Raw genomic sequence first — 22,630 nt, 5'->3', positions numbered from 1 at the left:
GAACACCAAGGACCGCTGTCCGCCGCTCACTTGCCGTAGTAGGCGTCGTAGACGGTGATCAGCGACGTGTTGCCCTTCTTGTCGGTGATCCTGGCGCGGAACGAGACGGACTTGTTCCGCGCCGGGTTCTTCACGGTGACCTTGCCGCCGCGGACCTCGGTCCTCTTGAAGGTCTTCCCGTCGTAGGAGACGTACACCTTCAGGGACTTCAGGTCGCGGCCCGCGGCCGCGCCCTCGACGGTGACCGGGAAGGTGACCTTCTTCCCGGCCTCGACGCGGCTGTCCAGGCCGGTCTTCGCGCCGAAGTGGAGTGCGGAGACCGGGAGTTCGGCGAAGCCGCTGGCGGGCTTCTTCGAGCGGAAGGTCCAGCTCGCGTCGATCCGCGAGGAGGCCCTGGCGACCGTGGCCGGGCGCCGGACCGAGGTGGTCAGCCGGTAGGCGGCGTCACCGGCCGGGACCTTGAAGGTCTCGTTGCCGAACAGCGGGTCGTCGTTGGAGCCGACCTTGACGCCGTCCCGGTACAGGGTCGTGCGCACCGAGGAGAACGCCGAGTACCCGGCGTTCCCGGCGCCGTCGGCGAACAGCGGCAGCGAGCCGTAGATCTCGTTGCCGTCCCGGAAGACACCGAGGCCGGCGCCGACGCTCGGGGCGAAGACGGCGGTGTTGACGGTCCTGGTGTACGTCCTGCCCGCCGTGAACGAGCGCTGGTCCGAGGTGTAGGCGGCGTCGGCGACCGGGAAGCCGTCCTCGTCGACCCCGCCGTCCTGCTCGAACTCGAACTGCCACCGCACGCCGCCCCTGGCGGACAGGTGCAGGGTGCGGGTGCCGGGCAGCTTCTGCGGGAGGCTGATGGAGGAGCCGCTGGTGCTGCCGGGCAGCCATCCCACCGCGCCGACGGAGCCCTTCTTGCCGCTCGCGGCGGCACCCATCCGGACCTTGACCGTGGCCAGTTCGCTCGCCTTGTAGTGCTTGGTGTAACCGGTGGCGAGCTGCCCGACCGGGCCGCCGGAGGTGGTGGCGTACTCCTGCGTCGCACCCTTCGACCAGTGGCCGTCCCACTGCTGGAACAGGGTTCCGGAGGCCGGCCGCGGGCCCAGGGCGGCGGTGCGGAAGTTCTTGTACGAGTCGAGCAGCCAGCCGTAGCCGTACTGGCCGTCGCCGACGGTGACGTCGAATTCCGGCACGGCGAACTCGGACCTGGCGCGGGACGCCGGCACCGTGATGTCCACCGGCCTGGCCTTGCGCGCGTCGATGGTGATCGTCCGCTTCCTGTCGACGGTCAGCTTCGGCTGGGCGATCCAGTCGACGCCCTTGGCCGCGTCCTCGGGGTCGACGAAGACACCGCTGTTGAGGATGTACGTCCCCTTGGGCGCGCGCACCTTCACCGTGCCGGACTTGTCGTACGGGTTCAGGAACCGGCCGTTCGCCAGGCCCGCCACTCCGGTCAGGTCGGCGCCGTAGTACGGGGCCGGCCTGCCGTCGCGGCCGATGAACCTGAGGGTCAGGTCGTAGGACTCCACCTCGCGCTGCACCGCGGCGGCCGTACGGACGCTCTGGCCGCCGCCGGTCGCGGTCACGTACGCGGAGTAGGCGCCGTCGGTGGTGCCGCCCAGCCTGGTGTCGGCGGTGAGGCCGACCGAGGCCGTGCCGTGCGCCGGGACGGTCACCTCGCCCGCGGCGAGCTTGAAGAAGCCGGCCGGGGCGGCGTGGCCCTTGGGGTCGGTGGCGGTGCTGGTCAGGTCGAGCGTGACGGCCTCGTCGCCGAGGTTGCGGTACGTCAGCCGCTTGGTGACCGGCTTGTCGTCGGTGTGCGGCCAGGCCTGGGTGCCGAAGCCGACCGAGACGGGCTCGGCGACGACGGACTGCCTGATCGCCCGGTCGACCGCGATCCGGCCCGAACCCTGCTGGAACGGGGTGTACTTGCCGCCCTTGGCGGAGCCGGTGAGCGCGCCCTTCAGCTCGGCGTAGCCCCAGTCGGGGTGTTCCTGCTTCAGGATCGCGGCGGCGCCGGCGACGTGCGGGGTGGCCATCGAGGTGCCGGAGATGGTCAGGTAGCCCTCGGGCTTCTCGCCGACCTCCTTGTCGATGACGCTGCCCTTGGCCGCCGCGGCGGTGATGTCGACGCCCGGAGCGGTGACGTCCGGCTTGATGGCGCCGTCGCCGATCCGCGGGCCGGTGGAGGAGAAGTCCGCCAGCCTGTCCTTCTTGTCGACGGCGCCCACGGTCAGCGCGGCGTCCGCGCTGCCCGGTGAACCGATCGACTGGGGGCCCTCGTTGCCCGCGGCGATCGCGAACAGGATGCCCTTCTCGGCGGAGAGCTTGTCGACCTCCGCCTCCAGCGGGTCCACCTCGGGCGTGTCGTAGCCGCCCAGGCTGAGGTTGATGACGGAGGCGCCCTGCGCGGCCGCCCACTCCATGCCGGCGAGGATGCCGGAGTCGTCACCGGAGCCGGAGTCGTCGAGGACCTTGCCGTTGAGGATCCTGGCGTCCGGCGCGACGCCCTTGTACTTGCCGCCCGACTTGGCGCCGGTGCCCGCCACGATGGACGCGACGTGCGTGCCGTGCCCGAAGTGGTCGGTGGCGTCGGCGGCGGCGGTGAAGTTCCGGGCGCCGATCACCTGGTCCTTGAGGTCCGGGTGGGTGGCGTCCACCCCGGTGTCCAGGACGGCGACCTTCACGCCCTTGCCGGTGTAGCCGGCCGCCCACGCGGTCGGGGCGCCGATCTGCGGTACGGACTTGTCCAGGGCGGCCTTGCGGACGCCGTCGAGCCAGACGTGCGCGATGCCGGAGGCGGCCCGGTCGCCGTCGGTGACCGCGTCCCACAGCCCGCCGCTCTTGTGGGCCGGGGCCTGCACGGCGTCCGCGTTCAGCGTCCTGAGGCTGCGGCGCAGGTGCCCGGCGTCGCGGACGTCGGTCCGGGCGCCGGTGGCGGTGCCGCGGTAGCCGACGATGACCTTCAGGCCGTTCCGCTGCGCCTTGCGGGTGGCCGCGCGGTTCAGCTCGGTGATGTCGAACAGCCGCTGGTCCAGCGTGTTGGAGGCGACCAGGCGGGCCGCGTCGGCGGGGACGAGCAGGGTGTGTCCGTGGGCCCGGCGGACCTGGAACGGTATGTGCTCGCGCCCCTCGGCCCGCCGCAGGCCGACGACCCGGCCCTTGCCGTCGAGGGCCACGCGGTCACCGGTGATCAGGGTGACATGGTGCCGAGCGGTGAACGAGGAGGCGGCGGCCGGGGTCTGCCGGCCGGGCTTCGCCGACGCGGGGCTGGTCATACCCGCTGCGAGGGCGACGGCTGCGGCGGTGGCCACGGTGGCCGCAGCTGCTCTTTTCACTTGTCTGCGCAAGATCTCCCCCTGGAGATGAGGTACCGGGCGAATTCCCCGTTCACCCGGCCGGGGGAGGATTCGTACACCTGCACGCCAATCTCCCCCCGGGGCACGCAGTATGACGGGGGGTGATCAGACGACTCAAGAGCGGGGAAGGGGGCGGAGAGCCCCGCCGGGAACTGTTACGCGCCGGGCGGGACACCGTTACACAACCGCGCAGTCCCGCGAGCGCGCGCGGTGTTATAGGCGGTCAGGAGCCCGCGTTCTCCTTGACGGTGATCTTCCCCTTGCGGATGGTGGCCAGCCGCGGGGCCTTCCGCGCTATCGAGGAGTCGTGGGTGACCATGACGAAGGTCAGCCCGTGCTCCTTCCACAGGCGTTCGAGCACGTCCATGATCTCGTCGCGCATGCCCTCGTCGAGGTTGCCGGTCGGCTCGTCGGCGAGCAGCACCTTGGGCCGCTTGACGAGGGCGCGGGCGATGGCGACGCGCTGCTGCTGTCCGCCGGACATCTCCGAGGGCAGGTGGGCCAGACGCTCGCCGAGGCCGACGGAGTGCAGGGCCTCGGCCGCCCGTTCGCGCCGCTCCCTCACCTTCACCCCGAGCGGGACCAGGGCGGTCTCGACGTTCTCCTGGGCGGTGAGGGTGGGGATCAGGTTGAAGGACTGGAAGACGAAGCCGATGTTCTCGCTGCGGACCCGGGTCAGCCGGGCCTCGGAGAGCCCGGCCAGGTCGGTGCCGTCCAGGACCACCTCTCCGGAGGTGGGGCGGTCCAGGCCGCCGAGCATCTGCAGGAGGGTGGACTTGCCCCCGCCGGTGGGTCCCTGGATGACCAGGCGGTCGCCGTCGGGGATGGTCAGGTCTATGCCGGCGAGGGCGTGGACGGTCTCCTTGCCTCTCGTGTAGCGCTTGGTGACGTTCCTGAGTTCGTACATGGGAGGACTCCTGAGGGGGCGTTCGGTTGGTGCGCGTCGCCGGGCGCCGCGCCTTCGTGCGGGGCCGGCCGCTACTCCACGCGCCGCAGCGCGTCGGCCGGACGCAGCCGCGAGGCCCGCCAGCCGCCGAACGCGCCCGCGATCAGGCCGCCCGCCACCGCGAGGCCCACCGCCAGGAGGATCGTGGTGACGCTGACCGGGGCCGTGAGGGCCACTTCCAGGGTCCTGGTGGCCGCCTGCCGCCCGGGGCCGCCGAAACCACCGCCGGGCCCGCCGCCGAGGCCGCCGCCCGTGCCGCCGCCGAGCTGCGCCTGCAGGACGGGGCTGACCGCCGTCACGGCGTAGGCGCCCGCCAGGCCGAGCGCGATGCCGAGGGCGCCGCCGACCAGGCCGTTGACGAAGGCCTCGCCGACCACCTGCCGGGTCACCCGGCCGGACTTCCAGCCCAGGGCCTTCAGCGTGCCGAACTCTCGCACCCGGCGGGAGACCGCGGAGGAGGTGAGCAGACCGGCCACCAGGAACGCGGCCACGAGCACCGCGATCGACAGCCACTTGCCGACCTTGGTGGCGAGAGAGGAGGCGGTGGACAGCGAACCCGAGACGGTCTTGGCCAGGTCGGCGGAGGTGGTGACGGTCGTACCCGGGACGTTCTTCCGGATGGCGCCCTTGACCGAGTCGATCCGCTGGGAGTCGGCCGCCTTGACGTAGATCGTGGTGACCTTGTTCTTCTCGCCGGCGAGGGTCTGCGCCCGCTTCAGCGGGACGTACAGGTCGGCCGCCGCGTCACCACTGTTCGCGGTGGCGATGCCGATCACCTTGAACCTGGTGCCCTTGACCGTGACGGTCGAGCCGACCTTGTACCTCTTCGTCTTGGCGTAGGCCGAGTCGGCCACGGCCACCTTGGCGTCGGTCTCGGTGGTCCGGAAGGTGCGGCCGCTGGTGATCTTCGAGGAGGTCAGCGGGCCGAGCGCGGTCCTGGTGACGTCGGTGCCGAAGACGGTGTACTGGTTGATGTCGAAGTCGGCGCCGCCGCCGCGGACCTCGCCCTGCGGCTGCCCGCCGCCGGCGCCGCCGGGACGGCCCTGCTGGGTGCCGCCGTTCTGCTGGAACTGGCCCCGGGTGAACTGTCCGTCGACCTTCACCACGTTGAGGCTGAGCCCGCCGACGGCCGAGGAGACCCCCTGCTGGCCCGCGACCTCGGTGACCGTCGAGGAGGCGAGGGTGGTGAAGCCCTGCACCATGACCCGGTCGCTGCTCTGGGACGAGGAGTCGCCGTCGTTCTGCGCGTCGAACCGGAAGCGCGGACGCTGCGCGTCGCCGGTGGACGCCGACGCGGCCTTGGTGACGGTCATGTCCGTGCCCAGTCCGTACAGCGACTGCAGGACCTTGTCCTGGGCCTTCCCCATGCCGCTGGACACCGAGTTGACGACGATGACGAGCGCGATGCCGAGCGCGAGACCGGAGGCGACGACGAGGGCCGCCTTTCTACGGCGGCGCAGTTCGCGCCTCAGGTAGGTGAAGAACATGCCCGCAAGCTAGGGACGGACCGTGATGGCTCGATAAGGCCGACATAAAAGAACCATGAGAAGGCTGTGCCCCACCCCGGGAGGAGCCCGGCAAACGCCGGTGCCGCCCCTGGGACAGGGGCGGCACCGGCGCGGGTGTGCGGGGAGCGCGGGATCAGACGGCCGAACCGGCCTTCCACTGCGCCCAGTCCAGGTTCCAGCCGTTGAGGCCGTTGTCCGGGGAGACGGTCTTGTCACCGGTGTGCCGGACCACCACGACGTCACCGATGAGGGAGTGGTCGTAGACCCACGCGGCGGGGGTGCTGGGGTCCTTGGCGCCCTTGGTGTCGGACAGGCCCACGCAGCCGTGACTGGTGTTGACGCTGCCGAAGATGGACTTCGCGCCCCAGTAGTTGCCGTGCAGGAAGGTGCCGGAGCTGGTCAGCCGGATGGCGTGCGGCACGTCCTTGATGTCGTACTCGCCCTTGCCGTCGTCGTCGGTGAAGCCCACGGTCGCGCCGTTCATGCGCGTCTGCTTGAACTTCTCGGACATCACCATGATGCCCTCGTAGGTCTTGTTCTCCGGCGAACCGGCGGAGATCGGTATGGTCTTGACGGTCCTGCCGTCCTGCGTGACCTTCATCTTCTTGGTCTGCGCGTCGACGTAGGAGACCTGGTTGCGGCCGATGTGGAAGGTGACCGTCTTCTGCTGCACGCCGTAGACGCCGGAGGCGCCCTCGACACCGTCGAGCGCGAGCTTCAGCGTGACGGTGGAGTTCTCCTTCCAGTACGCCTCCGGGCGGAAGTCGATGCGGTTGGCGTTGAACCAGTGCCCCACGACCTCCTGGCCGCTGCTGGAGGTGACCGATATCCCCTTCTGCACGGCGGCCTTGTTGGTGATCGCCTTGTCGAAGTTGATCGACACCGGCATGCCCACGCCGACGGTCGAACCGTCCTCCGGCGTGAAGTTGCCTATGAAGCTGTTGGTCGGCGAGACCGTGGTGAAGGAGGCGTTCTCGTGGGCCACGCGGCCCGCGGAGTCCTTGGCCTCGGCGGCGAGCTTGTAGGTGGTCGACCGCTCGAGCTGGGCGCTGGGCTTCCAGCTCGTCCTGTCGGCGGACAGCGCGCCGGACACGGCCTTGCCGTCCTCGGTGGTCATGGAGACGTCGGTGAGGGTGCCCTTGGCGACCTTGACGGCGGCCGAGTTGTTGATGGAGGCGTTGTTCGAGCCGTCCTTCGGCGTGATCGTGATCTGGGCCTCGGAGGACTTCTTGGCGGCTGCCTCGTCGGCCTTGGCCTGCGAGGTGTCACCGCTGCCGGAGGCCTTGGCATCGTCACCCCCGGAACATCCGGTGAGTGCCAGCACACCGCCGAGCAGTGCGGACGCGACCGTCAGGCCCTTGCGCCGCTTACTGTCCGTCATCACACGCTTCTCCATCGTTGCCGAAATCGCGAGAACCCCGAGTCCCCATGGGAACCTTCCACGCTACGGTCGATTCGTTCCGCTCCACATGGCCTGCGGGTGTGGGTCTCCCCACGCCCGCCGGTGACCGGGTGGTACTGAAGTCGTCCGTGCGCCCCCTCAGACGACAAAGCCCCGGACGGCGGTTGCCGTCCGGGGTGCACAAGTGCCCCGGGACGCTCAGCCGATGCCGCCCTCTTCTTCGTCGTCGTCCTCCCCATCATCCTCGTCCACGTTCCAGTCCGGGGAGTCGGGGTCGTAGTCGACCCGTTCGCTGGACCAGGACGCCTGCTGGAGTTCCACCCCGGGCACCTCGCTGACCAGGTCGAACGGGTCCACCAGATACGCAAGGGCCTCGGCGGTGTCTTCCGTCACAGCGCCCTCGGCATGCGACCGTTCGTCCTGCGGCAGCTCTGGATCGGCGGCGAGCCGGCGCAGCGCGGCCTTGGTCAGCTCGTCCTCGTCGTCCACCTCGAGGACCAGTTCCACCCGAAGACGTACAAACCTGGATGTCTCTTCCGTGTTCATGGCGGGAGCGTACGACTGAAACCCCCCGTGACTTTCCTGTGACCCGCGACTTTCACTAACATCGCCCCACACGGCCAATTCGCCAGCGTCACAAGGGGATCGATATTCCGTGTCATCCGCTCGCCGTCCGCTGCTGACCGCCACCGCCGCGGGGACGCTGCTGTGCGCCCTGTGGTTCGTCCCGTCCGCCAACGCGTCGCAGGACGACACGGCGAGAGCGGCGACCGAGGTGGCCTCGACGACACCGGTCACCCAGCAGGCGAAGGCCGTGAGCGAGGCCACGACGGCCGACGCCGCGGACACCACGGAGCTGGCCGACACCGGCAGCTTCGACACCACGCCGTATGTCGTCGGCGGCAGCATGTTCCTCGCCGTGGGCGCCGGGTTCGTGGTGTATTCGGTACGCAGGGAACGCCTCGGACTTTAATCTCGCTTGACGATTCTTTGGCAGTGCACTCATAGTCCGCTCATGAAGAGATCATCGGGCGTGCGGCTGTGCGCCACCGCGGCTGTGGGCGCACTGTCGCTCGCCCTCATCACCGGCTGTTCCGACGGCGGTTCCGGGGACGGCAAGGGCGGCTCGGCGAAGGCGCTGAGCGCCGCCGAACTGAAGGACCTGGTCATCGCCAAGGGCGAGGTGCCGGGATTCAAGGTCGGATCCGTCAAGGGCGGCCTCCCCGACAAGAGCAAGGTCAAGGCGGAGGACACCCGGTGCGACCCGCTGCTGCGGGCCCTGACCGCCATCGCGCCCGGCGAGCCGGCGGCCCAGGCCAGCCGCATGGCCACGGAGGACAAGAAGGACCCCACGGACGACGCCACGTCCCTGGACGACCTGGCCGACGGCAAGTTCGAGGACGCGCTCGACAAGTCCATGGACCTGGACGTCACCGTGGTCACCCTGGCCTCGTACGACGGTGACGGCGCCGAGAAGGCCCTGAAGTCGGTCTCGGACGCGGTGAAGGCGTGCGCGGGCGGCTTCGCCGGTGAGCAGGACGGCGAGAAGGGGAAGTTCACCAAGGTCGCCGAGGAGAAGTCCTCGGGCACCGGTGACGAGTCGGTGGCCTTCACGGCGACCAACGACAGCTCCGACGAGGGCGACATGCCGCTGCACGGCGAGGTCGTGCGGCACGGCAACACCCTCGCGACGTACTCCACGATCAACATCGGCGCGATGATGTCCAAGAAGCCGTACGCGGTCTCGGCACCGGTCGTCAAGGCCCAGGCGGCCAAGCTGAAGTGACGGCCCGTCTCCGGACGGAGGCGGCTGGCGGACCCGGCCTCCCGGAGCGGCGCTCCGGGAGGCCCCGCCGCAGCCAGGTCGTGTCAGCGAAGTCGCGTCGTTCGCCCGCAGGGCGGGCGTCGCTTTGCGGACACGACCTAGGAACTCGGGGGCCGCCGGGGCGGCGCGGACGGATCCTGGGCCTCCGGCGTGGCCTCCAGGGCGCTCAGGAAGGCGGCGGGCTCCTGATAGCGGTCCGCGGGGTCGCGGGCGAGACAGGTCTCCAGCACCCCGCGCAGCTCGGCGGAGACCGGGAGATCGTCGACGGAGACCGGGTTGCGCAGGATGGCGAAGGCGATCTCCACCACGTTGGCGCCCTCGTGCAGCGGACGTCCCGCGATTGCCTGGTACATGACCGTACCCAGCGAGTACAGGTCGGACCTGATGTCCGCCTCGCGGGCCGACCGCACCTGCTCGGGGGCCATGTAGGCGGGTGTGCCGACCACGTCCCCGGCCCGGGTCAGGCGGGTGTTCTCCGCCGCCCGCGCGATGCCGAGATCGATGATCACGCTGCCCCGGACGGGGTGGGAGATGATGTTCGACGGCTTGAGGTCCACCCGGGACATGTGGAGGGAGTGCAGGTACGCGAGCGCCTCGCCCAGGCTCCTGCCCATGCGGATGACCTCCGCGACGGTGAGGGTGCCGTGCTCCTCCAGGAGTTCGGCGAGTGAGGGACCCTCGATCAGTTCCATCACCAGCGCCGGTTCCGGCGACTCGACCGCCGCGATGGTCCGCACGATGTTGAGATGCCGCACCCGCAGGCCGATCTCGCCCTCGCGGCGGAAGCGTGCCAGCCAGAGGTCGTCCTCCGCCAGGTGCCCGTGCATCAGCTTGATCGCCACGCCCTCCCCGGTGCGCAGGTCACGGCCGCGGTAGACCGCGCCCATGCCACCGGAGCCGATCATGTTGTGCACCTCGTAGCGGTCGGCCAGGCGGGCGATCGGGGGCAGCCTGCCCGACATCGTGAGCGAGGACCGGGCCGCCGCCACCGGCTCGGCCGCGGACCCGCGGTCCCCGCGCAGCACCGTCGTGGTGTCGGCGTCGATCCTGCCGTCGCCGGTTCTGTCGCTGCCGCTGCCGCCGGTGTCGATGCCGGGCAGCGAGGGCGCCGGCAGCCGCAGCTCCGCGCGCTCGTTCTCGTTGTGCCGGGCCAGGCCCGCCACCTGACCGGAATAGGCGTCGGTGAGCCGGTAACGGGCGACACCGACGTCCCCCGGGTTCCCGTACACGGTGGCGTCCGGACGGCCCGGCTCGCTCACCACCTCGAGAACGCGGCGCCGGGCGAGATGGCGCAGCAGACGTTCGACCGTGGGGGTGTCCAGCCGCAGCAGCGGGTCGAGTTGCCCGCGGCCGGTCACGTCCTCCGCCGTGAACACCCGGCCGCGGCTGCGCAGCGCCCAGTCGGTCACGTGGTAGCCGCCCAGCCGCCAGCGGTCGTCGTCGATCGGGACCGGGGCCATCAGGCTCGTCGCGGTCGAGGAGACGGCCTCCGAGACGATCGCGTCCAGGCGGCTGTAGAACAGCACCCGCTGCCAGTCGTCGGGGCCCAGGTGCACCGAGGGACGTCCCGTGCCGTCCCACATCACAAGGGAGTTCAGCTCCTGGAGCAGGCGGCGCGGGACTCCCCTGGACTTGAACCGCAGGTAGGAGACCAGCATGCCCAGCCGGAGGGCCTCGCCCTCGCTTCCGGTCAGGTCCAGGGTGTCGTGCGGCTCCCCGGCGGGGGCCGGGACCGGCGCCGGCATCGGCGTCAGGCCCAGTTCCGCCCGCGCCCGTCCGGTCAGCTCGGTGACCAGGCGCTCCGGCGCCGCCCACAGGCACGGCACGTACATCCGCCAGGCGAAGACGCTCTCGTACAGGCCGTTGCCCCGGTCCGCGTCCGTGAGGGCCCGGTCGTTCAGGTCGGGGCCCGCCACCAGAATGAAGTGGGCGCCGCGCGCGGTGAGCACGTTCTTGAGCGAGCCGAGCAGTTTCTCCAGGTCGGCGATCGCGTCGTCGCCGTCGTCGGTCAGCTTGTCGACCTCGTCGAGGACGACGACCGGATGGATGCGCAGCCGGGGCCTGGGGCGGCGCAGCAGACCGCGCCGGCCGGGACGGCCGTCCCGGCCGCTGAGCAACTGGATGATGCGCACCAGGTCGTGCTCGACGTCGGTCTCCGAGTACGCGAGGAACGCGGCCTCGGTGGTGCGGGACCTCGTCCGCTTGCCCGTCATGCTCAGCGTGGGCGCGGCGGCGGCGAGCGGACCGCGCTGGAAGCCCACGCCCAGCGTGCCGCCGCGCTCGCTGCCCTCCGACTGGGTCTGGGTGAAGGACAGGGAGGTCCGGGTGTAGGCGAGCAGCAGCGATTCCTGGATCTCGGGCGGAAGCCGCTGGAAGAGTCCCTGGTCGTCCAGGGTCTCGAAGATCCGGCGGACCAGGGCGAAGAGCAACTGGTCCGGCTCCATCCGGCGGGCGACGCTCAGGTGCACGGTCAGCAGGGCGTCGTGGCCGGGACGCCGTCCGCCGGGTCCGCCCTCGGTGGGAGGGGAGAGCGCCTCGGTGAGGGCGCGCAGGACGAGGGTGGTCTTGCCGACCCCGCGGAATCCGGTGATCAGGAAGGTGCCGCCGTGGGAGTACGCCAGCCGCTCACGCAGCAGGCCGACGAGTTCCTCGTGGCCGAGAACCGGGATCGACGTGTCTCCGACGGGTAACGGCTCGTGGATGTAACGGAAATCCCGATGCAGCGGCACGTGCAGCACAGCCGTCTCCCCCTTCGCCGGAGGAACAGGCTAGCCCCGCGGCTGCCGGACGGGGGAGACGAGCGGCGCCCGGAGTGCGCCCGCCCGGTGGGGGTGCCGGCCGACGGCACCCCCACCGGGCGGAGTTCAGGCCAGCGGCCCCGTCACGGACTCGGCGGCGGCGACCAGACGCCCGCCGCGGACGAAGGCGTCGGCGGCGGCCAGGTCGGGGGCCAGGAAGCGGTCCGGGCCCGGACCCTGCACGCCCGCGGCGCGCACGGCGTCGATCACCGCGCGGGAGGCGGGCGCCGGGCTCAGTCCCTCGCGCAGCTCGATGGCGCGGGTGGCCGCGTACAGCTCGACGGCGATGATCCGGGCGAGGTTGCCGACGGCGGTGCGCAGCTTGCGCGCGGCCGACCAGCCCATCGAGACGTGGTCCTCCTGCATCGCGGAGGACGGGATCGAGTCCGCGGAGGCCGGCACGGCCAGCCGCTTCATCTCGCTGACCAGTGCGGCCTGCGTGTACTGGGCGATCATCAGGCCGGAGTCGACGCCGGCGTCGTCGGCGAGGAACGGCGGCAGGCCGTGGCTGCGGTTCTTGTCCAGCAGCCGGTCGGTGCGGCGCTCGGCGATGGAGCCGAGGTCGGCCGCCGCGATGGCGAGGAAGTCCAGGACGTAGGCGACGGGCGCGCCGTGGAAGTTGCCGTTGGACTCGACCCGCCCGTCGGGCAGCACCACCGGGTTGTCCACGGCGGAGGCCAGCTCGCGCTCGGCGACGAGCCGGGCGTGGGCGAGGGTGTCGCGGCCGGCGCCGGCGACCTGCGGGGCGCAGCGCACCGAGTAGGCGTCCTGGACGCGCGGGGCGTCGTCCTGGTGGTGGCCGGTGAGCTGGGAGCCCTTGAGCACGGCCAGCATGTTGGCGGCGGAGGCGCCCTGGCCCGGGTGCGGGCGGATGGCGTGCAGCTCGGGGGCGAGCACCTTGTCCGTGCCGAGCAGCGCCTCCATGCTGAGGGCGGCGGTGACGTCGGCGGACTTGTACAGGGTGTCGAGGTCGGCGAGGGCCATGACCAGCATGCCGAGCATGCCGTCGGTGCCGTTGAGGAGGGCGAGCCCCTCCTTCTCGCGCAGCTCGACGGGTGCGATCCCGTGCTCGGCGAGCAGTTCACCGGCGGGCCGGACCACGCCGTCGGGGCCTTCCGCGTCCCCCTCGCCCATCAGGGTCAGGGCGCAGTGGGAGAGCGGGGCGAGGTCGCCGGAGCAGCCCAGGGAGCCGTACTCGTGCACGACCGGGGTGATCCCGGCGTTGAGCACGTCGGCCATGGTCTGCGCGACCTCGGGCCGGACCCCGGTGTGTCCGGAGCAGACGGTCTTCAGCCGCAGGAACATCAGGGCGCGTACGACCTCGCGCTCGACCCGCGGGCCCATGCCGGCGGCGTGCGAGCGGACGATGTTGCGCTGTAGCTGGGCGCGCAGTTCCTGGCTGATGTGCCGGGTCGCCAGGGCTCCGAAACCCGTGGAGACGCCGTAGACCGGGTCGGGCTTGGCCGCCAGGGCGTCCACGATCTCCCGGGCCGCCGCGAGGGCCGCCACGGCCTCGGCCGACAGCTCGATGCGGGCACCGCCACGCGCCACGGCGAGAACGTCGGACGTCGTGACACCGGACGTCCCCACCACCACAGTGTGCATATCCATATTCAGGAGCGTACGCATTGAATGCGTTGGTGTCACTAGTGGGGCGCGGGAGCACCCCTTACCGCCCCGTGTGCTTCACCTCACTCACCCTCAGGGCAGCCGGCCCCGGAAGCGGCGCCGTTCGGCCCGTTCCGGCGAGGGCTCGTCGGCGAGGCGTACGACGGGGTCGTCCGGACCCTCCCGGCCCGCCACCACCGGCCGGTCCGCGCCCAGCGCCTTGGCCCGGTACTGCGCGGCGTCGGCCAGCCGGAAGAGCCGCCGGGCGTCGTGCACCGGCCCGATCGGATCCTCGGTCGAGGCGACGCCGCAGGCCACCCCCTCGCCCAGTTCCAGCTCCCCGGCCCGCCGGCACAGCTCGTCCGCCGCCTTGACCACGTCGTCCGCGGGCGGGCCCGCCACCAGCAGACAGAACTCGTCGCCGCCGAGCCGCGCGGCGAGCGCGCCCGGCACCATCGCCCCGCACAGCGAGAGCACCGAGCCGAACCGTTCCAGCAGCCGGTCGCCGACGGCGTGCCCGAGGGTGTCGTTGACCCGCTTGAGCCCGTTGAGGTCGCAGACGACGAGGCTGACGACCACGCCCCGCGTGCGGTGCCGCTCGACGGCCTCCTCCAGCCGCACGTCCACGGCACGCCGGTTGGCGAGACCGGTGAGGGCATCGGTGAACGCCAGCCGGCGGGCCTCCTCCAGCCGTTCGGTCTGGGCCAGCCCGGCGGCGACGACCGCGGCCAGCACGGTGGCGAAGTCGGCGTCCGGGGGCCCGAACACGGGCACGCTGACCGCCCGGGCCACGTACAGCTCACCCCACGCCCGGCCGTGCAGCACGACGGGGGCGACCACACAGCAGCCCCGGCCGCGGCGGCGCAGCGCGGCCACCCGCTGATGGAAGTAGCCGCGGTCGCCGGCGGCCGTGCCCTCGGCGGTCTCCACCCAGGCGTTCGGGCCGCCCCCGCCCACCCAGCGCTCGTGCAGGAACTCGGTGATCTCCGGGAACTGGTGCACCGGATAGGTCTCGGCCTCCGGGAACTCCTCCTCGTCCGGGCGGCGCTCCCCCACGTTCACCAGCACCCGCAGCCGGCCCAGGTCCCGCTCCCACACCGACAGCGCGGCGAAGTTGCCGTCCAGCGCCCAGCACGCGCCGAGCGCTGCGGCGCGCCACGACTCCATCGGCGCGCGCGCCGCGGCCATCCCCTGAGCCAGCGCCACCACTGCGGCCAGCCGCTTGTCCTCACCCATTGCCCCAGATTAGGAAGAAAATGGGATGAACAGGAACATCAAGAGACCGTCGCCGACTCGACGTGGCGGTCCGGCCCGGCCTGACCGGGGCGGAAATCCAGGCCCCGGCAGGGCCCGGGGCGCAACCCCTTCCGGGCTGCACGTGGCCGGAATCCCTTCCGGCCGCACCTGGCCGAACCACTTCCAGGCTGCCCCTGGCCGGAATCACTCCCGGGGCGCTCCCGGCGGGGGCTTCCGGGCGGTGCCCCGCGCCCTCACTCCCCCGGCCACTGCGGCTCGCGCTTCTCGTTGAAGGCCGCCACGCCCTCCGCCCGGTCCCCGGAGAACGCCACCGACCGCCATGCCGCGTCCTCGACCTCGAGACCGGCCCGCAGATCCAGCCCGTGCCCCAGTCGCAGCGCCCGTTTGGCGGCCCGCAGCCCCACGGGCGAGTTTCCGGCGATCCGCGCCGCCAGCGCCAGCGCCTCCTCGCGGTCCCGGCCCTCCTCCACCAACTGGTCCACCAGGCCGAGACCGGCGGCCTCCGCCGCGTCCAGCCGCCGTGCAGTGAAGATCAGCTCGGCCGCCCGGGCCGCCCCGACCCGCCGCGGCAGCAACTGCGTACCGCCGCCGCCCGGGATCACGCCCACCGACACCTCCGGCAGCCCCACGACCGCCGTCGGGTCGGCCACGATCAGGTCGCAGGACAGCGCCAGCTCGAACCCGCCGCCCAGCGCGAAGCCGTGCACCGCCGCGATCGTCGGCATCGGCAGCTCCAGCACGCCGGTGTACGCCCCGCGCGCCACCGGCCGCTGCTTCACCAGGTCGGCGTCGCCGAAGGAGTTCCGCTCCTTCAGATCGGCCCCGACGCAGAACGCGCGCTCGTGCGAGGAGGTCAGCACCACCACCCGCGCCTCCCGGTCGGCGGCGAGCGCCGTGCACGCGCCCGCGAGGGAGCGGGCCATCTCCGTCGAGACGGCGTTCATGGCCTTGGGCCGGTCCAGCACCAGCTCCGCCACGTGCCCGTGCCGCCGCACCAGCACGAACTCCCCGTACCGCTCCTCGCCCATGACACCCTCCGGTTAACGCGGGTTAACTCACTGTCGGCCCGATCATCGCAGCCGTACCCCGCCCCGGGAAAGAGCCGCCTCCATCGACGCCCTACACCCGTTCGAGTGACATCCCGGCTGTCTCGCCCCACACCGCCCACGAGAGCGCATAACGTGCGCTCCGCGCCACGGTGGGGAGGGGACCTCATGAGACCGAGAAGCGCCCAGTCCGGTACCGGGGAAACGAATCAGCGGACCGACGCCGCGGAGACCGTCGCGCTTTCCGGCCGCCGTGGCCGGCACCGCAAGCCCCGCCCCCGCAAGGTGCTGCTCGCCGCGGGGGGTATGGCGCTGGCCGCCGGGGTCCTCAGCCTGGTCCGCGCCGCACCGGAGTCCGGTGTCGGCGCTCCGGACACGGCGCAGGCCGAGCCCCGTCCCGGCCCGAGCGGCGGCACCACCGCCCGCTCCACCGACACGGCCGCCACCATCGGCACCGCCCGCACGACCCGGCCCTCCGCCACCTCGGCCATGGGCGGGGTCAGCGCGGCCCCGACGGCCCCGGCGGAGACGGACGGGGCGGCAACCGGCCCCTCGGCAACCCGCGTCCCGCTCCCGGGCGGCACCGGCGCACCGGCCACCGCCCCAGAGCGCACCGACCCGGCCACGAGCCCACCGCACTCCTCACCCGCGGCCCCCACGCCGACCCGGACCGCACCCGCGCCCGCGCCCACCCCGACCCGCGGCCCGACGGCCCCGCCCACCTGGGACGACGGGCTGTGCCTACCGGTGATCGGCCTCTGCGTGGACGTGCTGGGCGGCGGTCAGGACTGACCGTCGCGGTGGCCGAGCAGCCATGGCTCGACCACACCGAGCCCACGCACCGGGCGCTGCCACATCGGCTGGAGCGCGAAGCGGTACGAAGGCGGTTCCTCGCCCTCCTTCTCCGCGGCGGCCGCGGCCTCGGCGGCCTCCGCCTCCGAGGCGGGTGCCTCCTTGGTGCGGATCAGCTCCTCGGCGAAGGCGCTGTCCACCAGCACGGCGTCGCGGGGGGCTATGGAGGTCAGCCGGGAGGCGAGGTTGACGGTCGTGCCGAAGACATCGCCCATGCGCGTGGTGACCGTGCCGAACGCCATGCCGACGCGCAGCTCCGGCATCGTCTCGTCGTTGGCCATCGTCTCGACCAGCCGCAGTGCGATGTCCGCGGCCGTACCGGCGTCGTCGGCGACGTAGAGCACCTCGTCGCCGAGGGTCTTGATGAGCCGCCCGCCGCGCGCCGCCACCAGGTCGGCGGCCGTGGTCTCGAAGGCCTCGACCAGCTCGCCGAGCTCCTCCTCCTCCATCCGCCGGGTCAGCCGGGTGAACCCGACCAGGTCGGCGAAGGCGACGGCGAGCCGCCGGTCGACCATCTCCTCGTCGTCGCCGGTCTGCACGACCCGGCCGGCCGAGGCGGCGAGCTGCCGCCGCCACACGTAGACCAGGAACTCCTCGAGCTCGGGCAGCAGCAGCTCGACGATCGGGTAGGTGACCTCGGTGCGGGTCATGCCCGGCTCGGGCGGCTCGGTCAGGCCCTCCAGAAAGGAATCGATCTGCCATTCGGCCAACCGGGCGGTGGTCTGCCCCGTGGACCGGGCCACCTGCACCGCCATGGCCTCGCTCAGCAGCCCCGCCTCGACCAGACCGGCGAGCCGCCGCAGGGCCAGCACGTCGGCCTCGGTGAGCGCCTTGGCCTGCCCGATGTCGGCGAAGCCCATGGCCCGCCAGAAGCGTGACGCCAGCTCCATGGAGACACCGGCGCTGCGGGCCGCCTGGAACGGGGTGTAGCGCCGCTCGGCGCCGAGAATGAGCTGCTCGAGGCGCAGGGCGAGCGGATCATCGCCGGGGTCGGCGGCGTGGGGATCCACCCGCGCGTCCGCGCCGGAGCCCGTGTCGTCGACGGTCACGCCTGCTGCCCTTCCGATCTGCCACGGTCAGGTACGACCGGCCTCAACTCTACGGCAGGTGTGCGCCAGCTCACTCCGTCGGGTTGGGCCGGGTCCCCCTCCCGGCACCGGCCGGCCGGCGCCTCTCGCCGCCGTCCGTCTCAGGGGCCGCCGCCCCCGAGCCCTCCGCCACCGGACCACACCCAGGACACCACCCGTCACCCCCGGCCGCAGGCCCGTGGGGCCCGTTCGCGTGGTTCCCCGCGCTCCTGCCCGACCGGGGACATGCGGGCCGCCGAGGGCGGCACGGGTGGGCACAGCGGCTCCCCGCGAGCGCGGGCCCCCCCGGCCAGCCTCGGCACCGGGCCGGCATCCCGTCGTCCCCGGCCGCGGGCCCGTGAGGGCCGTTCGCGCGGTTCCCCGCGCCCCTTCAGGGCGCTGCCGGCACCGCGCCCTACCGCCTAGGCGGGTCGCAGATGGACGATGTCGCCCGCGCCCACCGGCTCCCGTACGCCCGACTCCGTGGCGATGACCAGGCGGCCGTCGCCGTCGATCGCGATCGCCTCTCCCACCACGGAGCGGTCTCCGGGGAGTTCCGCCCGGACCGTGCGCCCCAGCGTCGCGCACCCCGCCGCGTAGGTCTCCTGCAGTCCGCTGACGGCGGGGTCACCCCCCGCCGAGCGCCACCGCCCGTACCAGTCCTCCAGCGACCGCAGCACGCCCCGCAGCAGCGGATCCCGGTCCGTGCTGACCGCCCCCGCCAGTGCCAGCGACCCCGCCTGCGGCACCGGCAGTTCCCGCTCCCGGAGACTGACGTTGATGCCCACGCCGATGACGACCCCGTCGTCCCCGGCCCGTTCCGCGAGGATGCCGCCGGTCTTGCGCTCCTCGCCGCCGACGGTCACCAGCAGGTCGTTGGGCCACTTGAGTGCCGTGTCCACGCCGGCCGCGCGGGACAGCCCCGTCGCCACCGCGACACCGGTGAGCAGCGGCAGCCATCCCCAGCGGGCCACCGGCACCTCGGCCGGCTTGAGCAGCACCGAGAAGAACAGGCCGGACCGCGGCGGCGCGGTCCACTGCCGGTCCAGCCGGCCCCGCCCGGCCGTCTGCTCCTCGGCGACCAGCACCGCGCCCTCGTCCGCCCGGCCGGCCGCGGCCCTGTCCACCAGGTCGGAGTTGGTGGATCCGGTCCGCTGGACCAGCGCCACCTCCGACCACAGCCCGCCCTCCCGGACCAGGCCGTGCCGCAGCGCCGCGGCGTTCAGGGGCGGACGGTCCAGATCGGACCAGCGGTTGTCGTCTGATGCATTGTGCGGCGTCATGCAAGTCACCCTAGGTGTGGGAAACGCCGCACTGCTGATGCGCAGCGGCACCACTACGCTACGGATGAGTAACCGTCCCCCCTTTTGAGCAGGCAGGGAGCCGCGATCCCGATGTCCGAGCCGGAAGAGCGCCAAGAGATCGACATCCACACGACCGCGGGCAAACTCGCGGATCTGCAGCGCCGCATCCACGAGGCGACGCATGCCGGCTCGGAGCGCGCCGTCGAGAAGCAGCACGCCAAGGGCAAGCTGACGGCGCGTGAGCGCATCGAACTCCTCCTCGACGAGGGTTCCTTCGTGGAACTCGACGAGTTCGCGCGCCACCGTTCCACCAACTTCGGGCTGGAGAAGAACCGCCCGTACGGCGACGGCGTCGTGACCGGCTACGGCACGGTCGACGGCCGCCCGGTCGCGGTGTTCTCCCAGGACTTCACCGTCTTCGGCGGTGCGCTCGGCGAGGTCTACGGCCAGAAGATCGTCAAGGTGATGGACTTCGCGCTGAAGACCGGCTGCCCGGTCATCGGCATCAACGACTCCGGTGGCGCGCGCATCCAGGAAGGCGTGGCCTCCCTCGGCGCCTACGGTGAGATCTTCCGCCGCAACACCCACGCGTCCGGGGTGATCCCGCAGATCAGCCTGGTCGTCGGCCCGTGCGCGGGTGGCGCGGTGTACTCGCCGGCGATCACCGACTTCACGGTCATGGTCGACCAGACCTCGCACATGTTCATCACCGGCCCGGACGTGATCAAGACCGTCACCGGTGAGGACGTCGGCTTCGAGGAGCTGGGCGGCGCCCGCACCCACAACTCCGCCTCCGGTGTGGCCCACCACATGGCCGGGGACGAGAAGGACGCCATCGAGTACGTCAAGCAGCTGCTGTCGTACCTGCCGTCCAACAACCTCAGCGAGGCCCCGGTCTTCGCGGAGGAGGCGGACCTCACCGTGGGCGCCGAGGACCTGGAGCTGGACACCCTGGTCCCGGACAGCGCGAACCAGCCGTACGACATCCGCACGGTGATCGAACACGTCCTGGACGACGCCGAGTTCTTCGAGACGCAGGCGCTGTTCGCGCCGAACATCGTCACCGGCTTCGGGCGGGTCGAGGGCCACCCGGTGGGCATCGTCGCCAACCAGCCGATGCAGTTCGCCGGCTGCCTGGACATCGACGCCTCGGAGAAGGCCGCCCGCTTCGTGCGGACCTGCGACGCCTTCAACGTCCCCGTGCTCACCTTCGTCGACGTGCCGGGCTTCCTGCCGGGCGTCGACCAGGAGCACACCGGCATCATCCGGCGCGGCGCCAAGCTGATCTTCGCCTACGCCGAGGCGACGGTCCCGCTGATCACCGTCATCACCCGCAAGGCCTTCGGCGGCGCCTACGACGTCATGGGCTCCAAGCACCTGGGCGCCGACCTCAACCTGGCCTGGCCGACCGCCCAGATCGCCGTCATGGGCGCCCAGGGGGCCGTCAACATCCTGCACCGCCGCACCATCGCCGAGGCGGGAGACGACACCGAAGCGGTCCGCGCCCGCCTCATCCAGGAGTACGAGGACGCCCTCCTCAACCCCTACGTGGCGGCCGAGCGGGGCTACATCGACGCGGTGATCATGCCTTCCGACACCCGCTCCCACATCGTCCGCGGCCTGCGTCAACTGCGCACGAAGCGGGAATCCCTGCCTCCGAAGAAGCACGGCAACATCCCCCTGTAGGACCTGTGGGGCCCGTCCGGCGGACCACGGCGGACGGGCCCCCGCCCCGCGGACCCCTGGAGCGGTCATGAACATCAAGGTCGTACGAGGCAACCCGACCCCCGAGGAGCTCGCCGCCGCCCTGGCGGTGGTCCGGGCCCGCGCCGCGGTGGCCGCCGCGGCGCCTCCCGGCGCGCCCGGGACGAGGGACTCCTGGTCGGACCCGGCCCGCATCGCGTCGGCGCGCCTCCCCCAGCCGGGCCCGGCGTCCTGGACCCGCACCTACTGGCCGAGCTGAGCACCGGGCCGGGCGCCAACTTGAGTACGGGTACTCAGGCGCCCGGCCCGAAGCCACCCGCACGCTGGAAGAATGCTGTGGTCAGACCCCGAGAACGAGCCGCCCGAAGAACTGCGCGACACGCAGGAGATGCTGCGGCGGCTCGGACTCGTCCTGGCTCTGGCGATGGTGCTGGGGATGATCGTGATCGGCCTTCGGTAGCGCGGCGCCCGATCCGCGCGAGAGGGCCTAACCTGGCCGCATGACTGCCAAGCCACGCAGGCGACTCGTGCTCGCCTCCCAGTCCCCCGCCCGGCTCGGCCTGCTGCGCCAGGCGGGCCTCGCACCCGAGGTGATCGTGAGCGGGGTCGACGAGGACGCCGTCACCGCGCCCACCCCGGCGGAGCTGGCGCTCGCCCTGGCCGAGGCGAAGGCCTCGGTGGTGGCGGCGAAGCCGGAGGTGCTGGGCGCCCTGGTGATCGGCTGCGACTCGGTGCTGGAACTGGACGGGCAGGCGCTCGGCAAGCCCGCCGACGCCGAGGAGGCCACCGCCCGCTGGAAGGCCATGCGCGGGCGGGCCGGAACCCTGCAGACCGGGCACTGTGTCTGGGACACGACGGCGAACCGCCACGTCTCCGCGACCGCCTCCACCGTCGTGCGCTTCGGCGAGCCCTCGGACGAGGAGATCGCCGCGTACGTCGCCTCCGGCGAACCTCTCTACGTCGCCGGGGCGTTCACCCTGGACGGCCGTTCGGCGCCGTTCATCGAGGGCATCGACGGCGACCACGGCAACGTGATCGGCATCAGCCTGCCCCTCGTTCGCCGGCTGCTGGCCGAACTGGGCGTCGGCATCACGGAGTTGTGGGCACCGGCTGACTGACCTGGGCGGGGACGGAGTCCCGCGGCTCCGCGTCCCCGTCCCGCCGCTCGCCCGTACCGGCGTGCGCCGCGCCCGCGGCCTCCGGGTGCCCGGCGGCCGGCTCGTCCTCGGCCCTCGGGTCACCGCCGGCCCCGGGGGCGCCTCCGGACACGCCCTGCTCCGGGCCTCCGTCCCGGTCGTAGCTCACCAGGAGCAGGACGACCAGGCCGAGCATCACCACCATGAACACGAAGGACGGCCAGCCCATCAGGCTCAGCGTGAACGCCCCCAGCAGGCCGTGCACGACCGCCACGCTGATCAGCAGCACCCGTCCGAAGCCGGCGGGCGCCCGGTCGCGTATCGCCACCAGCAGGGCCACTAGGGCGCACAGGGCGAAGTAGAGGCCGAAGACCAGGCCGCCGATCTTCGAGGACGCCGACATGACGTCCGGGTCGAGTCCGGCCAGCGACATCTTCTGGCGTTCGACGACCATCCCGAGGAACCAGTTCAGCGCCCCGATGACGAACGCCTCGCCCAAGAGGACGATCGCCACGACCCATGCCACCGGTCTGCGCACCACCGGCCCCCACCCACTCTCCAGCCAAAACCCGGTTACTCCGGGTACGTTCGCGTCACCGCGAACGCTACTAACGGGTAAACCCTGGGACAAGGGTTCGGCCACCGGCAAAGAATCATTGGGCCATTCGTAGGGACTCGACAAAGAAACAGAGTGGGGCGCGGCACCCTCTCACAGAGACCTTGACCACATGTCGGGGCTAGGGTTGCCCGGAGGAGGCCTGCCGTACCCCAGGTGCGACATGGGCTTTCGCGGGTCGAGCGGGCCTCGGATCACGCTCTGTGTGGGC

General features: G+C 72.0%; 19 protein-coding genes. 7 read left to right on the top strand and 12 right to left on the bottom strand.

Annotation, left to right across the window (positions count from 1 at the left end):
• Nucleotides 1-26: 26 nt before the first annotated feature.
• The 5 genes from ACZ6B1_RS10405 to ACZ6B1_RS10385 form a co-directional block, all read right to left on the bottom strand.
• A complete protein-coding gene (locus ACZ6B1_RS10405; RefSeq protein ID WP_468776732.1) occupies nt 27-3,329 on the bottom strand; it encodes a S8 family peptidase in 3,303 nt (1,100 codons plus the stop codon).
• A gap of 244 nt (nt 3,330-3,573) precedes the next feature.
• Nucleotides 3,574-4,257, bottom strand: coding sequence for an ABC transporter ATP-binding protein (locus ACZ6B1_RS10400; protein WP_468776731.1), 684 nt, complete (start codon nt 4,255-4,257; stop codon nt 3,574-3,576).
• Nucleotides 4,258-4,328: 71 nt separating this feature from the next.
• Nucleotides 4,329-5,783 (bottom strand): ABC transporter permease, encoded by a 1,455-nt coding sequence (locus ACZ6B1_RS10395; protein WP_468776729.1) that lies wholly within the window; start codon nt 5,781-5,783, stop codon nt 4,329-4,331.
• Between the two features lie 154 nt (nt 5,784-5,937).
• Nucleotides 5,938-7,185 carry a L,D-transpeptidase gene (locus ACZ6B1_RS10390; protein WP_468776728.1) on the bottom strand — a complete coding sequence of 416 codons (1,248 nt, stop codon included), beginning with the start codon at nt 7,183-7,185 and terminating at the stop codon, nt 5,938-5,940.
• Nucleotides 7,186-7,404: 219 nt separating this feature from the next.
• Nucleotides 7,405-7,752: a hypothetical protein gene (locus ACZ6B1_RS10385; protein WP_468776726.1), complete on the bottom strand. Its 348-nt coding sequence runs from the start codon at nt 7,750-7,752 to the stop codon at nt 7,405-7,407.
• A gap of 109 nt (nt 7,753-7,861) precedes the next feature.
• Here ACZ6B1_RS10385 and ACZ6B1_RS10380 point away from each other — a divergent pair, with 109 nt between their 5' ends.
• Together ACZ6B1_RS10380 and ACZ6B1_RS10375 are read left to right on the top strand one after the other, a co-directional pair.
• Nucleotides 7,862-8,179 carry an LAETG motif-containing sortase-dependent surface protein gene (locus ACZ6B1_RS10380; RefSeq protein ID WP_468776725.1) on the top strand — a complete coding sequence of 106 codons (318 nt, stop codon included), beginning with the start codon at nt 7,862-7,864 and terminating at the stop codon, nt 8,177-8,179.
• Between the two features lie 42 nt (nt 8,180-8,221).
• Nucleotides 8,222-8,992: a hypothetical protein gene (locus tag ACZ6B1_RS10375; protein WP_468776723.1), complete on the top strand. Its 771-nt coding sequence runs from the start codon at nt 8,222-8,224 to the stop codon at nt 8,990-8,992.
• Between the two features lie 137 nt (nt 8,993-9,129).
• Here the strand turns inward: ACZ6B1_RS10375 and ACZ6B1_RS10370 are convergent, their stop codons facing one another.
• The 4 genes from ACZ6B1_RS10370 to ACZ6B1_RS10355 all read right to left on the bottom strand — a co-directional run bounded on the left by ACZ6B1_RS10370 (nt 9,130) and on the right by ACZ6B1_RS10355 (nt 15,722).
• Nucleotides 9,130-11,769 (bottom strand): serine/threonine-protein kinase, encoded by a 2,640-nt coding sequence (locus ACZ6B1_RS10370; protein ID WP_468776722.1) that lies wholly within the window; start codon nt 11,767-11,769, stop codon nt 9,130-9,132.
• Nucleotides 11,770-11,895: 126 nt separating this feature from the next.
• On the bottom strand, nt 11,896-13,434 hold the full coding sequence (hutH, locus tag ACZ6B1_RS10365) for a histidine ammonia-lyase (RefSeq protein ID WP_468777475.1): 1,539 nt from the start codon (nt 13,432-13,434) through the stop codon (nt 11,896-11,898).
• A gap of 96 nt (nt 13,435-13,530) precedes the next feature.
• The gene (locus ACZ6B1_RS10360) at nt 13,531-14,673 is read right to left on the bottom strand and encodes a GGDEF domain-containing protein (RefSeq protein ID WP_468776720.1); all 1,143 of its coding nucleotides are present in this window, start codon (nt 14,671-14,673) and stop codon (nt 13,531-13,533) included.
• Between the two features lie 254 nt (nt 14,674-14,927).
• Nucleotides 14,928-15,722, bottom strand: a complete 795-nt coding sequence (locus ACZ6B1_RS10355) for an enoyl-CoA hydratase/isomerase family protein (protein WP_468776718.1) — start codon at nt 15,720-15,722, stop codon at nt 14,928-14,930.
• Nucleotides 15,723-15,908: 186 nt separating this feature from the next.
• Here ACZ6B1_RS10355 and ACZ6B1_RS10350 point away from each other — a divergent pair, with 186 nt between their 5' ends.
• The gene (locus ACZ6B1_RS10350; protein ID WP_468776717.1) at nt 15,909-16,532 is read left to right on the top strand and encodes a hypothetical protein; all 624 of its coding nucleotides are present in this window, start codon (nt 15,909-15,911) and stop codon (nt 16,530-16,532) included.
• Here ACZ6B1_RS10350 and ACZ6B1_RS10345 read toward each other — a convergent pair.
• Nucleotides 16,523-17,641: an adenylate/guanylate cyclase domain-containing protein gene (locus tag ACZ6B1_RS10345; protein WP_468776715.1), complete on the bottom strand. Its 1,119-nt coding sequence runs from the start codon at nt 17,639-17,641 to the stop codon at nt 16,523-16,525. The genes ACZ6B1_RS10350 and ACZ6B1_RS10345 overlap by 10 nt on opposite strands.
• 440 nt (nt 17,642-18,081) lie before the next feature.
• Nucleotides 18,082-18,942, bottom strand: coding sequence for a biotin--[acetyl-CoA-carboxylase] ligase (locus tag ACZ6B1_RS10340; protein WP_468776713.1), 861 nt, complete (start codon nt 18,940-18,942; stop codon nt 18,082-18,084).
• Between the two features lie 111 nt (nt 18,943-19,053).
• Between ACZ6B1_RS10340 and ACZ6B1_RS10335 the strand changes: the two genes are divergently transcribed.
• The 4 genes from ACZ6B1_RS10335 (at nt 19,054) to ACZ6B1_RS10320 (ending at nt 21,785) form a co-directional block, all read left to right on the top strand.
• Nucleotides 19,054-20,649: an acyl-CoA carboxylase subunit beta gene (locus ACZ6B1_RS10335; protein ID WP_468776712.1), complete on the top strand. Its 1,596-nt coding sequence runs from the start codon at nt 19,054-19,056 to the stop codon at nt 20,647-20,649.
• A 67-nt stretch (nt 20,650-20,716) separates the two neighbouring features.
• Complete coding sequence (locus ACZ6B1_RS10330; RefSeq protein WP_468776710.1) at nt 20,717-20,926, top strand: acyl-CoA carboxylase epsilon subunit; 210 nt, start codon at nt 20,717-20,719, stop codon at nt 20,924-20,926.
• A 72-nt stretch (nt 20,927-20,998) separates the two neighbouring features.
• Nucleotides 20,999-21,127 (top strand): morphogenic membrane protein MmpB, encoded by a 129-nt coding sequence (gene mmpB / locus ACZ6B1_RS10325; protein WP_268894155.1) that lies wholly within the window; start codon nt 20,999-21,001, stop codon nt 21,125-21,127.
• 40 nt (nt 21,128-21,167) lie between these two features.
• The gene (locus tag ACZ6B1_RS10320; protein WP_468776708.1) at nt 21,168-21,785 is read left to right on the top strand and encodes a Maf family protein; all 618 of its coding nucleotides are present in this window, start codon (nt 21,168-21,170) and stop codon (nt 21,783-21,785) included.
• Here ACZ6B1_RS10320 and ACZ6B1_RS10315 read toward each other — a convergent pair.
• Nucleotides 21,757-22,329, bottom strand: coding sequence for a hypothetical protein (locus tag ACZ6B1_RS10315; protein ID WP_468776706.1), 573 nt, complete (start codon nt 22,327-22,329; stop codon nt 21,757-21,759). The genes ACZ6B1_RS10320 and ACZ6B1_RS10315 overlap by 29 nt on opposite strands.
• Nucleotides 22,330-22,630 lie beyond the last annotated feature (301 nt).

It is taken from the genome of Streptomyces sp. NPDC041129 (assembly GCF_055592265.1).
Note: the sequence above shows the minus strand (reverse complement) of the source record. Positions and strands in the feature narration are given on the sequence as shown.

Coding starts and splice junctions, on each gene's coding strand:
- hutH (WP_468777475.1), bottom strand. CDS start 13,434: ATGCACACTGTGGTGGTGGGGACGTCCGGTGTCACGACGTCCGACGTT.
- ACZ6B1_RS10350 (WP_468776717.1), top strand. CDS start 15,909: ATGAGACCGAGAAGCGCCCAGTCCGGTACCGGGGAAACGAATCAGCGG.
- ACZ6B1_RS10355 (WP_468776718.1), bottom strand. CDS start 15,722: ATGGGCGAGGAGCGGTACGGGGAGTTCGTGCTGGTGCGGCGGCACGGG.
- ACZ6B1_RS10335 (WP_468776712.1), top strand. CDS start 19,054: ATGTCCGAGCCGGAAGAGCGCCAAGAGATCGACATCCACACGACCGCG.
- ACZ6B1_RS10360 (WP_468776720.1), bottom strand. CDS start 14,673: ATGGGTGAGGACAAGCGGCTGGCCGCAGTGGTGGCGCTGGCTCAGGGG.
- mmpB (WP_268894155.1), top strand. CDS start 20,999: ATGCTGTGGTCAGACCCCGAGAACGAGCCGCCCGAAGAACTGCGCGAC.
- ACZ6B1_RS10385 (WP_468776726.1), bottom strand. CDS start 7,752: ATGAACACGGAAGAGACATCCAGGTTTGTACGTCTTCGGGTGGAACTG.
- ACZ6B1_RS10390 (WP_468776728.1), bottom strand. CDS start 7,185: ATGACGGACAGTAAGCGGCGCAAGGGCCTGACGGTCGCGTCCGCACTG.
- ACZ6B1_RS10320 (WP_468776708.1), top strand. CDS start 21,168: ATGACTGCCAAGCCACGCAGGCGACTCGTGCTCGCCTCCCAGTCCCCC.
- ACZ6B1_RS10340 (WP_468776713.1), bottom strand. CDS start 18,942: ATGACGCCGCACAATGCATCAGACGACAACCGCTGGTCCGATCTGGAC.
- ACZ6B1_RS10400 (WP_468776731.1), bottom strand. CDS start 4,257: ATGTACGAACTCAGGAACGTCACCAAGCGCTACACGAGAGGCAAGGAG.
- ACZ6B1_RS10375 (WP_468776723.1), top strand. CDS start 8,222: ATGAAGAGATCATCGGGCGTGCGGCTGTGCGCCACCGCGGCTGTGGGC.
- ACZ6B1_RS10395 (WP_468776729.1), bottom strand. CDS start 5,783: ATGTTCTTCACCTACCTGAGGCGCGAACTGCGCCGCCGTAGAAAGGCG.
- ACZ6B1_RS10330 (WP_468776710.1), top strand. CDS start 20,717: ATGAACATCAAGGTCGTACGAGGCAACCCGACCCCCGAGGAGCTCGCC.